Annotated in this window: 12 protein-coding genes; 5 read left to right on the top strand and 7 right to left on the bottom strand. The window is 66.8% G+C overall.

What is annotated here, in order from left to right; translation table 11 throughout:
• Window position 1 precedes the first annotated feature (1 nt).
• From LA521A_RS14965 to hslO, 4 genes are all read right to left on the bottom strand, one after another.
• Window positions 2-3,082: a TonB-dependent receptor domain-containing protein gene (locus LA521A_RS14965; protein WP_281779658.1), complete on the bottom strand. Its 3,081-nt coding sequence runs from the start codon at window positions 3,080-3,082 to the stop codon at window positions 2-4.
• 350 nt (window positions 3,083-3,432) lie between these two features.
• Window positions 3,433-6,387, bottom strand: a complete 2,955-nt coding sequence (locus tag LA521A_RS14960) for a TonB-dependent receptor domain-containing protein (RefSeq protein WP_281779657.1) — start codon at window positions 6,385-6,387, stop codon at window positions 3,433-3,435.
• A 312-nt stretch (window positions 6,388-6,699) separates the two neighbouring features.
• Window positions 6,700-7,524: an XOO1806 family protein gene (locus tag LA521A_RS14955; RefSeq protein ID WP_281782111.1), complete on the bottom strand. Its 825-nt coding sequence runs from the start codon at window positions 7,522-7,524 to the stop codon at window positions 6,700-6,702.
• 141 nt (window positions 7,525-7,665) lie between these two features.
• Window positions 7,666-8,586, bottom strand: a complete 921-nt coding sequence (gene hslO, locus LA521A_RS14950) for an Hsp33 family molecular chaperone HslO (RefSeq protein ID WP_281779656.1) — start codon at window positions 8,584-8,586, stop codon at window positions 7,666-7,668.
• 101 nt (window positions 8,587-8,687) lie between these two features.
• Here hslO and mtgA point away from each other — a divergent pair, with 101 nt between their 5' ends.
• From mtgA to LA521A_RS14935, 3 genes are all read left to right on the top strand, one after another.
• The gene (gene mtgA, locus LA521A_RS14945; RefSeq protein WP_281782110.1) at window positions 8,688-9,434 is read left to right on the top strand and encodes a monofunctional biosynthetic peptidoglycan transglycosylase; all 747 of its coding nucleotides are present in this window, start codon (window positions 8,688-8,690) and stop codon (window positions 9,432-9,434) included.
• 35 nt (window positions 9,435-9,469) lie between these two features.
• Complete coding sequence (locus LA521A_RS14940) at window positions 9,470-10,483, top strand: glycosyltransferase family 2 protein (RefSeq protein ID WP_281779655.1); 1,014 nt, start codon at window positions 9,470-9,472, stop codon at window positions 10,481-10,483.
• A gap of 110 nt (window positions 10,484-10,593) precedes the next feature.
• Window positions 10,594-11,022, top strand: a complete 429-nt coding sequence (locus tag LA521A_RS14935) for a CBS domain-containing protein (RefSeq protein WP_281779654.1) — start codon at window positions 10,594-10,596, stop codon at window positions 11,020-11,022.
• A gap of 70 nt (window positions 11,023-11,092) precedes the next feature.
• Here LA521A_RS14935 and LA521A_RS14930 read toward each other — a convergent pair whose 3' ends face one another.
• Both LA521A_RS14930 and trhA read right to left on the bottom strand, forming a co-directional pair.
• Window positions 11,093-13,060 (bottom strand): AsmA family protein, encoded by a 1,968-nt coding sequence (locus tag LA521A_RS14930; protein ID WP_281779653.1) that lies wholly within the window; start codon window positions 13,058-13,060, stop codon window positions 11,093-11,095.
• Between the two features lie 142 nt (window positions 13,061-13,202).
• Window positions 13,203-13,940, bottom strand: coding sequence for a PAQR family membrane homeostasis protein TrhA (trhA, locus tag LA521A_RS14925; protein WP_281779652.1), 738 nt, complete (start codon window positions 13,938-13,940; stop codon window positions 13,203-13,205).
• Window positions 13,941-14,073: 133 nt separating this feature from the next.
• Here trhA and LA521A_RS14920 point away from each other — a divergent pair, with 133 nt between their 5' ends.
• Window positions 14,074-14,697: a sulfotransferase family 2 domain-containing protein gene (locus LA521A_RS14920; RefSeq protein WP_281779651.1), complete on the top strand. Its 624-nt coding sequence runs from the start codon at window positions 14,074-14,076 to the stop codon at window positions 14,695-14,697.
• A gap of 2 nt (window positions 14,698-14,699) precedes the next feature.
• Window positions 14,700-15,326, top strand: coding sequence for an aspartyl/asparaginyl beta-hydroxylase domain-containing protein (locus LA521A_RS14915; protein WP_281779650.1), 627 nt, complete (start codon window positions 14,700-14,702; stop codon window positions 15,324-15,326).
• Window positions 15,327-15,369: 43 nt separating this feature from the next.
• On the opposite strand, the gene LA521A_RS14910 is transcribed toward LA521A_RS14915, so the two are convergent.
• A complete protein-coding gene (locus LA521A_RS14910) occupies window positions 15,370-15,654 on the bottom strand; it encodes a DUF1294 domain-containing protein (protein ID WP_281779649.1) in 285 nt (94 codons plus the stop codon).
• Window positions 15,655-15,662: the final 8 nt, after the last annotated feature.

The raw sequence follows: 15,662 nt of genomic DNA, 5'->3' as shown, positions 1-15,662 counted from the left end.
ATCAGAACTTCTGCGAGTAGCGGAAGTAGATGAACTGGCCCGGCAGCTCGTACTGCGGGTCGAACGTGTTGGCGAACGCGTTGAGCACGATCGGCGGGTTCTTGTCGAACAGGTTGTTGACGCCGATGGCGATCTTCGCGTTCCACGGGGCGTTCCAGTAGACCGAAACGTCGTGGTACGTGGTGGCGCCGATGTGGTGCTGCGGATCCAGGATCGACTCGATCGTGTCGCCGCCGGCGGTGCCGTCCCACACGCCGTTGTTGTTGGCGTCGGTCGGGATGCCGATACGGCGGTCGCCGTCGGTGCACAGGTAGCCGAAGCCGTACTCTTCGTACGCCGGGCTGCACGACTCGTCCTGCGACGAGTAGTAGCGAACGCTCCAGGTCGCGCCCCAGTCGCCCAGTTCCCAACGGGCCATCAGGTTCGAACGGATGCGCCACTTGTTGTCGTTCTGCAGGTACTCGCCGACGAGGTTGCCGCCTTCGTTGTAGTGCAGCGGCTGGCCGATCGCCGGGGCGAGCTGGTTGTCTTCGCCGTACACGCCGTCGCCGTCGATGTCGTCCTTCTGCTCGGCCAGGTAGGTCGTGTCCCACGTGAAGCTGAACTTGCCCCACGCGGTTTCCGGCAGGCGGTAACCGACGGTCAGGTCGTAACCCTCGACCTTGGTGCCACCGATGTTCGTGGTGGTGTTGATCAGGGTCAGGATGTTGCCGTCGGACTGACGGGTGTACAGACCGCAGGTCTGGCCGGCGCCGCCGGAATCCACGCACTGCTGGATGATCGTTTCGCCACCGATGGTGGTGATGGCGTCTTCGATCTTGATCGTCCACCAGTCAAGCGACACGTCCAGGCCTTCGACGTAGCTCGGGCTGTAGACGAAGCCGAACGTGGTCGACTCGGCCTTCTCGGGCTTCAGGTCCGGGTTGCCGCCGACGGTGATGCGGATCTGCTGGCTGTCCTGGCGGTAGCCGCCAGCCGGAACGCCTTCGGCCAAGCACTGTGCCTGCGCCTGCGGGGCCAGCGTCGCGAAGTTCGAGCTGTTGCAGGGGTCGGACAGGGTCGGGAACGAGTCGGCCTGGCCGGCGAACAGTTCGGCGATCGACGGAGCGCGGAAGCCCTCGGACCAGTTACCGCGGACCAGCAGGTCTTCGATCGGCTTCCAGCGGAAACCGAACTTGCTGTTGAGCGTGTCGCCGAAGTTCGAGTAGTCCGAGTAGCGCGTGGCCAGCGAGAAGTCGAGCAGCTTGGCGAACGGCACGTCGCTCAGCACCGGCACGGCCAGTTCGAGGTAGGCCTCGTCCAGCTTGTAACCACCGGCGGTCGCGGTGCGCGCGTTGCCCGTGGTGCTGCCGGAGTTGATCAGCGCGTCCGGCGAGTCGTAGCCGTCTTCGGTGCGGTGTTCCAGGCCGAACGAGAAGCCCAGCGGGCCGCCCGGCAGCGCGAACAGGTCGCCGCTGATGTTGGCGTAGTAGGACTGCTGGGTGTAGCTGTACTCGTCGTGCGCGGTGAACGTCGAGTAGTCCAGCATTTCCTGCGTGATGCCGCCCACGCCGCCGAGGAAGTTCATCGGGACGCAGCCGTCGATGACGGTATCGGCCGAGGTGCCGCACTTGAGCGTGCCGTCGGCGTCGACGAACGACGGGCCGAGCGCGCTGCGCAGGGCTTCGACGTTGAACAGGCCGAAGGTGGTGTTGTTCGCCTTGTTCTGGCCGCGGAAGTAGCCCGCTTCCCAGTCGAAGTACTTCTCGGCGAAGTTCAGCGTGCCTTCCAGGCCGGCCGTCATCGCGAAGGTGCGCACGTCCTGGTTGAACGAACGACCGCCGGTTTCCGTCGTACGACGGCTGATGCGGGTGATGTCTTCGCCGAACGGGTTGTAGGCGTTGTCGGCGTCGATGACGACCGTGCCCGCCGGCGTGCCGGCGACCGGCTGGCCGAGCGTGACCGGCATGGCGGCGAGCAGCTGCTCGGAGACGCGCTCGTTGTAGGTCACCGTGGTCTTGAAGCGGATGTCGTCGGTGATGTCGACCGAGGCGTTACCGAAGACCGAGCGGCGCTCCTGCGGCGTGAGCAGGTAGTTTTCCGGAGCGAAGTTGTACGCGTCGGCGCCCGGCACGTACGGACGGGCGGCCGTGCCCGGGCCGTCGTAGGTGAGGGTGCCCGGAACGCAGAGGGCCGAACCCGGCAGCTTGGCGCCACGCGCCACGCGGGCCTGCAGCTCGTTGCCTTCCTCGTCGAACTGCGGCGTCGTCACGAAGCCCGGCTGGCCGTCGGCGCGCGTCCACAGCAGCTGGCCGGCGGCGTTCTGGCGCTGGCAGCCTTCGCCGGCGCCGAAGCGGCCGTTCGGGCTGGTGCCGGAACCGAAGAAGTTGCCGGTGGTGTAGGTCGGCTCCTTCGAGATGTAGCGGTCGCCGGCCATGACCGGCTCTTCCTTGACGTAGCCGTAGCCCAGCATCGCCGAGAAGCGGTCGCCGCTCGTGCCGATGATGAAGTCGTAGGCCTGGCGGGTACCGTCGCCCTTGTCGAACTGGCCGATGTAGGCGTTGGCTTCGGCGCCTTCGAAGTTCTGGCGCAGGATCACGTTGACCACGCCGGCGATGGCGTCGGAACCGTAGATCGTCGATGCGCCGTCCTTCAGCACTTCGATGCGCTCGACCGCGGCGGTCGGGATCGTGTTGAGGTCGACCGCGCCGCCCAGGCCCGTGCCACCAACCCAGCGACGACCGTTGACCAGCACCAGCGTGCGGTTGGAACCGAGGTTGCGCAGGTTGACGCGCGTCTCGCCGTTACCGCCGTTGTTGTAGGTGCTGTTGAGCGTCGAACCGTTGGCGGTGATGTTCTGGATCACGTCGCCGACCGAGGTCAGGCCCTGCGCCGTGATGTCGTCGCGGCTGAGCGAGAAGATCGGCTGGGACGTTTCGATGTCGGCGCGCTTGATGCGCGAACCCGTCACCTCGATGCGGTCGAGGGTCGTGGCTTTCTCGCCTTCCTGGGCGAAGGCGATGCCGGTACCGGCCGCCGCGGTGGAGCCCACGGCGAGCGCGAAGGTGATCGCGTCGCGGAGCTGGGTGGTCTTCAAGGTCATCTCTCTCTCCGAAAACTCAGGTGGTACTTCCCATGGGGCCCAGCCGACGGAGTCAAAAAAGACGCCAAAAACGGCAAGGCTTAACCCGATCCTAACCCCGTCGCCAGAAAAGTGAAAGACAAGTTAACGACCGGTTATCGGATCGTGACAACTCATGCTGCATTGCGGTATGCCTGAATCGGCACAGCGAGCGGCTCCATCGCGAACGCGTGGCGGATGGGTCCGCTTCCAGACGGACGGCACGCGACAGGCGCAGCGGGGGCGCATGGCGTCAGCGGACGGGGGAGCCGCGTCGTGCATAAAAAAAGCGGCCCCTTTCGGGGCCGCTCGATTGCTCCACCGCAGGTGGATCAGAAGCGCTGCTGGTACTTCATGTAGATGAAACGACCGATGTCGAACTGGCCCTGGTAGGACACGTTCGCACTCGGCTGGCTGTACATCACCGGGCCCACGTGGTCGAACACGTTGTTGGCGCCCAGCGCGACCGTAGCGTTCCACGGCGCCTTCCAGCGGAATTCCAGATCGTGGAACGTGTTGGAGCCGTGCTCGTTGATCGGGCGCGTCTGCTGCGGGTTGCCGGCGATGAAGCCCGGATCCGAGCATTCCTCGGGGAACAGCGTAGCCGAGAGGCAGGTTTCCTTCTGCTTGGAGTAGTAACGCGCACCCCAGGTGGCGCTCCACGGCCCCATGTCCCAGGTCAGGCTGGCGTTGGAGCGGATACGGAACGTGCCGAGGAAGCCCGGCGACGTCGCGTAGCCGACCAGCTGCTGGGGGAGCGTGGTCGGGTTGGTGTCGGTCTTGATCTCGTCGCGGCTCGTGTAGGTCGTCTGCCACGAGACGTTGTAGTTGCCGAAGCGTTCCGTGGGCAAGCGGTAGCCCAGGTCCAGGTCATAACCTTCGGCTTCGCGATAACCGGCGTTGATGCCCGTGAACGACAGCGTGTTGACGTAACCCAGCACCGGATCGCGGGTGAAGTTGGTGCAGCGGGTCAGGTCGTTCTGCACGTAGCAGTCGTTGAGCATCTGCGTCGGCGTGTCGGCCACGATCGTGTCGTCGATGCGGATCTTCCACCAGTCCAGGCTCACGTTCAGCCCTTGGACGAATTCCGGGCTCCACACGACACCAAGCGTCTTCGACTCCGAGGTTTCAGGAATCAGGTTCGGATTGGAACCGGAGAAGAACGGCACCGGGGTCTGCACCGACTGCTGCGAGCTGGGCACGAAGCCCTGCTGCAACTGGCGGTACGTGGCGGCGTTGGCGATGTCGCGCGCGCAGCTCGCCACGACGGCGGGGTTGGACGCGGCGACGCCAAAGCGCGTATCGCAAGGGTCGGCGAAAGTCGAGAAGGTCTGCGAACCGCCGCCGTACAGGTCGTTGATCGTCGGGGCGCGGAAGCCCTCGGCGTACGTCCCGCGGAACAGCAGCGAGTCCAGCGGCTTCCACTTGAAGCCGAACTTGCTGTTGACCGTGTCGCCGAAGGTGTCGTAGTCCGAGTAACGGCTGGCGATGTTGAAGCTCAGTTCCTTCGCGCCCGGCAGATCGGCCAGCACGGGGATGAAGAGCTCGGCGTACACCTCGTCGACGGTGTAGCTGCCCTGCGTCGGGCCGCCGGCCAGCGTCGTCGAGTTGCCGGTCACGGCCTGCGCGTCCGGAATGAAGCGACCTTCTTCCTTGCGGTTTTCGTAACCGACGGCAAAGCCCAGGTCGCCGCCCGGCAGCGTGGCGACCGAACCGCTGATGTTGGCCGAGTACACCGTCGTTTCGGTTTCACCCGAGGAATTCAGACGCTGGAACAGCCAGTCCTGCAGCGCCTGGTTGCCGGTCAGGCCGCCATCGCCCACGCGACCGTACGGGATGAACGGGTTCCACGGCACGCAGCCGATGATCACCGCGCCCGGCGCACCGCACTTGACGACGCCATCGGTATCCAGGAACGAGGCACCCACCGACTGACGCGTGCGGTCGATGTTGAGGTTGCCGTAGTTTTCCTGATGGACCTTGTTGTTGTTGTAGAGGTAGTTGACGTCCCAGTCGAAGATGCGGTCGGCGACGCCGAAGCTGCCTTCCACCGCGGCGGAGAAGCGCCACGTGGTGGAGCTCGGCATGTCGACGCGCGGCACTTCCCACGTGCGGCGCCAGAAGTTCACGTCCTGCGGCGTCGCGTAGCCCTGGTCGATGCCGACCGGGTTGTAGTAACTGTCGCGCGACATCGTGAAGCCGCCCGGGATCGGGCCGGCCGACGCACTCTGGAACGGATAACCGGCCACCTGGCGCACGGCTTCGCGCTCGGTGTACAGCACGTCGCCACGGAAGCGCACGTCGTCGGTGATATCGAACAGACCGTTGACGAACAGCGAGCGGCTTTCCAGCGGCGTGCGCAGGTGCGTCTGCTGGTTGGTGTTGGTCTTGTCGACCGTCGAGCCGTTCGGATCGGCGGCGGTGGTGCCGGTGTTGGTGTTGAGCGCGTGGTAGTTGGCGATGTTGCGCCAGTCGGCGCCCTCGTTGAGCACGCGGTTGCCGCCGAGGCCGGCCGGCAGGTTGATCACGCCCCACTGGCTCACCGTGGTCCAGTTGCGCGTCGGGTGACGGTCGCTCTGCGGGTAGGCCGAGTAGGGGCGATCGCGCGCGAAGACTTCTTCTTCCTTGCGGTATTCCACGGCGGTGGTGATCGAACCGCGGTCGCCGGTGAAGCCGAGGATGCCCGAAGCGCGCGTGGTCTCGCCGTCGCCTTCGCTGTACTGGCCGTAGTACGCGTCGACGGTGGCGCCTTCGAAGTTCGAACGGGTGATGATGTTCACCACGCCGGCGATTGCGTCGGAGCCGTAGATCGACGAGGCGCCGTCCTTCAGCACTTCGACGCGCTCGACCGCGACGGTCGGGATGAGCGACACGTCCTGGTTACCGCTGGTGCTGATGCCCAGGCGCTTGCCGTTGACCAGGATCAGCGTGCGCTGCGTACCCATGTTGCGCATGCTGATGAACTGGCCGCCGACGTTCTCGCCTGCGGTCAGCGGGGAGGCGCGGCTGATGGCCGGGGCGCCGACGGCGGAAATGTTCTGCAGGATGTCGGCGACCGACTGGAAGCCCTGCTGTTCGATGTCTGCGCGGGTGATGGTGAGCACCGGCGCTTCGGTCTCGATGTCGACCTGGCGGATGCGCGAGCCGGTGACTTCGATGCGATCGAGCGTGGTGGTCTGCTGCTGGGTTTCCTGCGCAACCGCAATGCCGGTACCGGCGATCGCGGTGGTGCCGACCGCGAGCGAATACACAATCGCGTCGCGGAGCGGGGTGGTCTTCAAGTTCATCTCTCTCTCCAAGCGTGAGTCGATGGATCCCATGGGACCTGGCCGGTGGCGTCAATGAGGGCGCCAAAATCGGCAAGGCAACCCGATCCTAACCAGCTTGGGCGAGAAGTGAAAGTGTCGTTAACGCACAGTTTCGAACATGTGAAGTCCATACCGGCCGGTATCCAGCCGTACGGGCAGGGGAACGGTCGAATCGAGGGATCTGAAACGACGAACGGCCGCGTAGTGGACGCGGCCGGTCGGGAAGTCTGGACGTTGTAGCAGGCAGCTCGAACCGGGTCGCGCGGCTACTGCAAGGTCAAAGGTGGATCGTCAGAGATCCTGCTCGTACCGGACGTAAGGCACGGTGCCCTCGTCCTTGTCGCTGTTGTCCGGCGCGAACGGATTCTTGCCGCGCGTCACGACGTTTTCGGCGCCGACGGTGAGCTGTCCGCTCCACGGCGTGCGCCAGGTCAGGCCGACGCCGAGGCCTTCCCACTGCCCGGGCTCGCCGGGCGTGTCGACCACGCGGCCGACGATGTTCGCGCTGAAATTGCCCATGCCGGCGCCCACGCTGACGCTGCGGGTATTCCAGCGATCGGCGAGTGCCGGCATCTCGCCGGCGGGAATGAGCTTGGCGCGCGCCCACGTGCCGCCGATGGACACCGTGGCCTCGCGGCCGATGTTCTTCTGGCCGTACACGGTGAGCGTGTTCTGGTCGACCTTGCTGAACTTCGCGTTCGGGCTCAACCAGGCGGGCAGGGTGTCGCGACCGGTTCCCAGTGCCAGACCGAGCTTGCCGCCGGCGCGGCTCAGGCTCGCGCCGAGCGTGCCCTGGCGGGCGCCCGAGCGGTCGTCGTCATCGTCGAGCGAGGCGAGCGCGCAGTGGTTGGCGAGGTTGCCGATGGCGCCGGCCAGGCCGGTCTTGCGATCACAGACCAGGCCGAGCGTGTCGCCCGCTTCCAGCCCGAAGGCGGCATCGAGCGTGTTGCTGCCCACGCGCCAGCGGGCGCCCGCGACCGGCGCGCCGGTGGGTTCGAGCTGGAGGAGGTATTCGAGCTTGCCGCTGCTCTGGTTCCAGACCGGGAGATAGGTCGTTTCCGCAGCGGTCGGCCTGGACTGCGCGTGCACGCCCGACGCCACGCCAATGGCGAGCATCAGGGTCAACGGCAGTCGAAGCAGGCGCGTGTTCATGTCTTGGTTACGACCGGACAAACCGGGCGGAGTTCCCCTCTCCTGAGGACCGCGACTATAGACCGTTTATGTTTATTTAACAATTCCCCGGGGCGTTCCGGACGGTCACTGCACCCTATCGGGAGCGGCCATTTCCGTCGTCGCCACGGCAAACAAGCTAGCGATTTCCTCTCCGTCGAAACGGTAACTCTGTCCGCAAAACTCGCAACGGATCAGGGCGGCGCCACCGGCCGCCTCGACTGCGGCCTCCGCTTCGGCCTGGCCGAGGGAGACCAGCATCGACTCCACCCGCTCCCGCGAACAGGAACAGGCGAAGGCAAGCGGCTTGCGCCCCAGCACCTGCACCCCGTCCTCGTGGAACAGGCGGGTCAGCAGGTCCTCTGCCGACCATTCCAGCAGTTCGCGTGTGGTGAGCGTGTCGAACAGGGCACCCACGCGCGACCATCCGTCGTCGTCCCCATGATCCCCGGGCAGCTTCTGCAACAGCAATGCCGCGGCCTGCCGTTCGTCGGCGGCAAGCAGCAGCCTCGTCGGCAACTGCTCGGACTGGCGGAAGTAATCCTCGAACGCGCCCGCCAGCGAATCCGATTCCAGGCCGACCAGGCCCTGGTAACGCATGGGCTCGCGGCCGTCGAGCGACGGGTTCTCGATGGTAATGGCCAGCAGCGCGCCTTCGCCCAGTTCGCGCAGGTCGCGCGACACGGTGCCGGCGTCCTCGTCGATCTGCGCGATGCCGCGCAGCGTGCCGGCGGCGGTGCATTCGGCGAACAGCGTGCGCAGCGCGCCGTGCCCGCGCAGCTGGACCGACAGCCGGCCATCGACCTTCGCGTGGCCGGTAAAGGCAGCCGCGGCGGCGAGCGATTCGCCCAGCAGCTCGGCCGCGGCCTGCGGATACTCGGCGCGCTCGCGGATCTGCGTCCAGGTGTCGGCCAGATGCACGCGTACGCCGCGTACGCCGGCGGTCTCGATGAGGAAGCGGGTCAACTGGTCGCGGTCGCCAACGGGCGCGGTATCGGTCTGGGTCATGCGGGACTCGTGCGGTTGGCGCGCGTCATTGGAATAATGCGCGCGGTCGTGTGAAGAGGCTTGGGAACCACCATGGGGATGGAGCACCGCTCGTGCAAGAGTTGAACGCCGCCGCATCCACGCCCGTCCCGGCTCCGACGCAGGCACCGCGCCGTCGCCGCTGGCTGCGCTGGATCATCGCGCTGCCGTTCGCGGCGCTGCTGCTGAGCGTGGTCCAGGTCGCCACGCTGCGCTTCGTCGATCCGCCCTTCAGCGCCTTCATGTTCTCGCGCCAGCTCGAAGCCTGGGGCGATGGCGATTTCTCGTTCCGCATCGCGCACGACTGGCGCGACCTGGACGAGATCTCGCCGTACGTGCCGCTGGCCGTGATCGCGTCGGAAGACCAGACCTTCGCCGAGCACTACGGCTTCGACCTCAAGGCCATCGAGCGCGCACGCAAGAACAACGAGCGCGGCCGCAAGGTGCGCGGCGGCAGCACCATCAGCCAGCAGACGGCGAAGAACCTGTTCCTGTGGAGCGGACGCAGCTGGGTGCGCAAGGGCATCGAGGCCTGGTACACCGTGCTGATCGAGGCGATGTGGCCCAAGCACCGCATCGTCGAGGTGTACGTCAACGTCGCCGAGTTCGGCGATGGCGTGTACGGCGCGCAGGCCGCGGCGCGCACGTACTTCGACAAGGATGCCGCCCGCCTGTCGCCCGCCGAGGCCGCGCGCATGGCCGCGGTGCTTCCGAGCCCGCGCCGCTACAGCATCGCCAGGCCTGGCCCGTACGTGCAGCGGCGTGCGCAGGCGATCCAGCGCCAGATGCGCTACATCGGCGGAAAGGACTACCTGCAGCGCCTGGAATGAGCGCGGGCGACCGGCCCTCGGGCTACCATCGGGCCATGAACCACGACCGCCTGACCGTCGTCATCGCCGCCTACAACGAGGCCGACAGCCTGCCGGCGCTGCAGCCGCGCATCGCCGCGGTGCTCGATGCGCTTGCGCGCGACGGCGTCGACGGCCAGGTGCTCTACGTCGACGACGGCAGCCAGGACGCGACGTGGGCGGTGATGCAGCAGCTTGCCGCGGCCGACCGCCGCATCGCGCTGCTTCGCCTGTCGCGCAATTTCGGCAAGGAACTCGCGCTGACCGCCGGCCTGGACCGCGTGGAGGAGGGCGCCGCGCTGATCCTCGACGCCGACGGGCAGGACCCGCCGGAGCTGATCCCGCAGTTCGTCGCCAAGTGGCGCGAGGGGTTCGACGACGTGCACGGCACGCGCATGGGACGCGAGGGCGAAGGCTGGCTCAAGCGCGCCACCGCGCACACGTTCTATCGCGTGATCGGCGCGCTGTCGAAGACGCCGATCCCTGCCGACACCGGCGATTTCCGACTCCTCTCCGAGCGCGCGCTACACGCATTGCAGCAGTTGCGCGAACGGCACCGCTTCATGAAGGGGCTGTTCGGCTGGGTCGGCTTCAACCGCGTCGCCATTGCCTACCACCGCGAACCGCGCGTGGCCGGGCGCAGCAAGTTCAACCTGTGGCGGCTTTGGAACCTCGCGCTGGAAGGCATCACCAGTTTCTCCACCGCGCCGCTGCGGCTGGCGACGTACCTGGGGTTGCTGTCGGCGCTGGTCGCGTTCCTCTACGGCGTGGCGATCATCGTCAAGGCGCTGCTGTGGGGCGATCCGGTCGCCGGCTGGCCGACGATGATGTCGGTGATCCTGTTCCTCGGCGGCGTGCAGCTGATCGCGCTGGGCGTGATCGGCGAATACCTCGGCCGCCTGTACGACGAGGCCAAGCAGCGTCCCCTATACCTGGTGGACAGCTGGCAGCCGGCGCGCACGGTGCTTCCGGCGCAGAGGCTGGGCGAAGGCGATCGCGTGCAGCGGCTTCGCGGTTCGGCGGTGGACTGAGCCGGCGAGCGCCGCGAATCATCGACTCGTCACGCGTCCCGCGCCTTCGCGTGCGTTGACGACGCGCTGGAGTATGCTCGGCCGCGAGCCCCCTGGCGAAGGAGATGGCCATGCGCACCGTGCGGCAACTGCTCGAAGCCAAAGCGCCGGAAGTGTTCGCGATCGGACCCGACGCGCCCGTCATCGACGCGATACGGCTCATGGCCGAAAAACGCATCGGCGCGGTGCTGGTGCTCGACGGCGGGCGGCTCGTCGGCATCCTGTCGGAACGCGACTACGCGAGAAAGATCGTGCTGCAGGGTCGGTCTTCCGCCGACACGCCGGTGCGCACCATCATGACCGCAGAGGTCATCAGCATCGGCCTGGACGACACGACCGATCGCTGCATGCAGATCGTCACCGACCGGCGCATCCGCCATCTGCCGGTCGTGCACAACGGGCAGGTGCTCGGCGTCGTGTCGATCGGCGACCTGGTGAAGGCGGTCATCGAGGACCAGCAGCTGGAGCTGGATCAGCTGCAGCGGTATATCGCCAGCTAGCGAAGGACGGGGAACGAGCAGCTCGCTCGTTTCTCATTGCTCATCGCTCGTTCCGGATCACGTCGCCGGATCACTTCGCGTACTTGCCGCCGCACCCCGAGTCCTCACCCGGACCCAGTTCCAGCGTTGCGAGCAACGCCGCCGGCGGCGTGATCGTTCCCAGCGTCAGTGCGATCGCGCCGCGCAGGCCCACTGCCGCCAGATCCGGGCGAACGCCCGGCTTCTTGAACGTACCGGACACGCGCAGCGGCGTACGGAAGGCGAGCAGGCTGCGATCCTTCGGGCGCGGGCGGATCGTCAGGTCGAGCTTCTCGTCGCGCAGGCTCACCGTGCCGGAGCCGACCAGAATCGTGTCGGTCGTGTCAAACGCGAGCGAACGCGTGGTCATCAGGCCGTTCTCGACGCCGAAGTCGGCGAACGCGCAGCGCACCGGGATCTGCTTGTCGCCGCCCAGCTTGAACTTGATGATCTCCGCCAGATCGATGCCCGCCATTTCCATCAGCAGGTTGCTGATGCGGCCTTGGCCCATGCCGACGGCGATGTTGCCGTCGCTGCTGCCGAGCATCGCGGCGATGGAATTGCCGGTGCCTTCGATGCCTACCTGGCCGCTGATCTTGCCGATCGCGTTCTGCGTCAGCTCCACCTTCGGCAGCAGCTTCCCGAGGTTGAGCCCGGCGAGGTTCGCATCGGCGCGCGTGCGGATGGTGTCGGTGCGCGCGTCCATGCGGATGCGCGAACGGATCTCGCCCTCGGCCACGCCGAAATTCAGCGGATCCAGCTTGACCAGGCCGCCTTCCAGCAGCAGGTGCGCGTCCATGTCGTCCAGCGGCAGGCTCGGCGCGTTGATGCGCATCGCACGCAGGCGCACGTCGGCGTCCATCGCACGCAGCTTGGTCAGGTTGTAGGGCGTCTGCGGCAGCACGCGCGCGCTGGCGTCCTGTTTGGCGGCGTCGGCGTTCTGCTCGGCGTTGGCCGTCTCGCCGCCGCCGGTCTGCGGCGTCCCGCCGACGAAGCCGGCGAGGTCGTCGAAATCCAGGCGCCGGGACGTCAAATCGGCGCGCAGGTACGGGCGCTTGCCGCTCGTGTCGACGCTCGCATCGCCGTGCATGTCGCTGTCGCCGATGCGGCCGTCGAACTTGCGGTAATGCCACACCTCGCCCTCGCGGCTGAAGCGGCCGTCGAGCGAATACGGCGGCGTGTGCGGGATCGCGAGGCCGAGCAGCGGGTACAGGTCGCCGAGGTCGCGGCCGGACAGCTTCATCTGCAGGTCGAAGCCGCGCAGACGCAGCGGATCGAGCAGCGTGCCGCGCGCGTGGGCGTGCGTCGCGCCGGCCGAGGCGCGCACGTTGATGCGGTACGGCGCGTCGCGATCGCGCAGCAGCAGCGGCGAGGCCGCCGATCCCTGCAGCACGAATTTGTTGTTCTCCCACAGTCCGCCGCCGACGACGGACACCGGCGCCGAGGCATCGCGAGCTGCCGCCTTCTGGCTGCTCACGCCCACGCGGATGTCGGTTTTCCTCGGCGCATCCAGGAACTGCACAAAGCCGCGCTGGATGTCGACGCGGCGGAACTGCACGTTCGTCTCGCCGCCCTTTTCGCCGAACACCCAGTTGCCGTCGCCGCCCTTGGGATTGGTTTCCAACAGCAGGCGAGGGTTGTCCAGACGGATCAGCGGCAGCAGCACCTGCCGGCGCAGCAGTGGCCACAGGGCGATGCCGATCTCCGCGCGGTCGGCGGTCGCCATCTGCGGTGCGCGCGACCACTCGGCGTTACCGAAACTGACCTTTTCGGCCGAGACGACCGGCGTCCAGCCCAGATCGACGTCGAGGTTGCCGCCGATGCGGAATTCGCGCCCGGTGCGCGCCTTGACCTGGCGTTCGACCGGTCCCTTGAACCAGTTCCAGTCCCAGATCGCGAGGAGGATGGCGACCAGCACGGCGACGATCGCCAGCGCCGTCATCACCGGATGGCGATGCGGCCACGCGCGGCCGTGGGCGTCGCCCTCGTGTCCCGTCGTTGTCGAGCCGCGCCCGCGCATGCCGTCACCCGCGCGCGCCGCGGCGCACGACAGTGTCGGGAATGAACGGGCAACGCACTCGGTTCACCACACGCATCCGCAAGAATCCGGCCCCACCTTCGGTGGCGCGCGGTCAAGCGAAAGTGAATGCGTTGTGCGCAGTTCAGGTCGGAAGCAGGCTTCCGGGCGTGACGACCTGCGCCATCACGGCGACGTAATGGCAGACGCTGCCCGCCACGACGAACAGGTGCCAGATCGCGTGCGAATACGGCAGCGAGGGCCGGTGATAGAACACCGTGCCGAGCGTATAGAAGAGCCCGCCGCCGAACAGCCAGCCGATCGTCCAGCCGTCCAGCGCACCGATCAGCGGCTTGATCGCGACCAGCACCAGCCAGCCCATCGCGATGTAGATGCCGGTGGACAGCAGCTTGAAGCGGCCGGTGAAGAACAGCTTGAACACCACGCCCGCGAAGGCCAGCGTCCAGATCGCCGCGAACAGGCCCCAGCCCCACGGCCCGCGCAGGCCGATCAGCGTGAAGGGCGTATAGGTGCCGGCGATCAGCAGGTAGATCGCGCAGTGGTCGACGACCTTCAGTCGGGCCTTCGCCACCGGATGCTGGATCGCGTGGTACAGCGTGGAGGCCAGGTACAGCGCCAGCAGGCAGATGCCGAAGACGATGGCGCTGCCCAGTTGCCAGCCGTCGCCGAACAGCGCGGCGAGCGTGATCAGCACCGCGCCGCCGGCGAGCGCGGCGGTCGCGCCCAGGCCGTGGGTCAGTGCGTTGACGAACTCCTCGCGGACCGAGTGGGGTTCGTCCGAATGGGGCCGCTCCTTCGCGGGAGTCCGCGCAGGAGGCGCAATGGCCTTGTGGCCGTCGTGGACGGAGCGTGCGGGGGGCATGGTGGGAGCATCCTAGCGCAGGCTGGAGCAAATGCTCTGACACGGATCAAGCCGATCCCCCCGGGCTGTGACGCCCGCCGCAGGATCGCGCGCAGCCCCTATGATGCCGCCATCGCCCACCGCGCCGGACCCGATGATCATCTCGCACCAGCACCGCTTCGTTTTCGCCGCCATTCCCAAGACCGGCACGCATTCGGTGCGCCAGGCGCTGCGCGAGCACCTGAGCGAGGACGACCTCGAACAGGTCGGCCTGTTCGTCAACAAGCGCTTCCCGTTCGAGGAACTCGCCGCCATTAAGCACGGGCACATCTCGCTGCAGCAGATCCGTCCGTTCCTCGGCGACGAGGCGTTCGGCTCGTACTTCAAGTTCGCCTTCGTGCGGAACCCCTTCGACCGGTTCATCTCGTACTGCGCCTTCATGACGCGTGCCGACGGTGCGTTCCTGAAGAACCCCAAGCAGGTGATGCGCTACATCCTCGATGATCCGCGCGCGAAGCAGCACGTGCTGTTCCAGCCGCAGCACACGTTCGTCACCGACGAAGACGGCACGCTGCTGGCCGACCACGTCGGTCGCGTGGAAGACATGCAGGGCTCGTACGATCTCATCTGCGAACGCCTGAAGCTGCCCGGCGCCACGCTCGGGCAAGTCAACAGCTCGCGGCGCGGCAGCTATCGCGATTACTACGACGACGCGCTGATCGACGACGTCGGCACGTTGTACAAGCGCGACCTCGAACTGTTCGGCTACGGATTCTGATCATGGCCACCGTTTTCTCGCCTGCCGACATCCAGCCCAACCCGCGCAAGACGACCTCCGTGCGTCGCCTCGGTCATGTCGATATCGCCCGGCTACGCGAGGCGGTGCTGGCGATTCCGGACGCGACGTGGGACGCGGAGAACGCGGACAAGCCCAACCGCTTCGAAGCGCTCGACCGCACGCGGCACATCGTGTTCCGCTTCGTCAGCGACTTCCAGGACTGGCGGAGGCATTACGAACGTCCGCTGTGGGCGTCATGGCGCGAACTGCTCGAACCGGTGCTCGCGCAGGCCGTCGCGCCGTATGGTTACGCGAACGCGGAGTTCCCGCGCGTGATGCTGGCGCGCATGGCGCCCGGCGGCGTGATCAAGCCGCATCGCGACGCGAACCCGGCGGCGAAATGGCCGCACAAGATCCACGTGCCGTTGCTGACCAACGAGCGCGTCGTGTTCTTCATCGACGGCGTCGGTTACCACTTCGTGGAAGGCGAGGCCGTCGAGGTGAGCAACATGGCCGTGCACGCCGTGGAGAACAACGGCGACACCGACCGCATTCACCTGATCTTCGAGTATTTCGACGCCGACCAGCCGGTGCCGGCGTGGGTGGGGAAGTTGCCGGCGCGGAAGTAGACGCTTGTAGCGCTACAAACGCTTGCTATTGCCTGGCGAATCGCTACCGCTGGAAGTACACGATCCCCAACAACGCCAACTGCCCGACGACGATCAGCATCATCGCACGTCGAAACGACGCCTTCGCCGTCTTGTGCCGGAACAGCCCCATCGACAGCAACGCGCCCGGCGAGCCGCCGAGCAGTGCGAGCGCCAGCAGCACGCGTTCGGGCACGCGGCGGCGCGTGCCGCCGGCGATCGCCTTGTCGTAGCCGTACACCAGCACCGTGACAGCATTGAGCGCCAGCCACGCGACCAGCAGTACCGGCATCAGTGTGCTGTCGTCCACGCGGCGTC

The organism is Lysobacter auxotrophicus (assembly GCF_027924565.1).
In the GTDB taxonomy this organism is placed as follows: domain Bacteria; phylum Pseudomonadota; class Gammaproteobacteria; order Xanthomonadales; family Xanthomonadaceae; genus Lysobacter_J; species Lysobacter_J auxotrophicus.
Note: the sequence above shows the minus strand (reverse complement) of the source record. Positions and strands in the feature narration are given on the sequence as shown.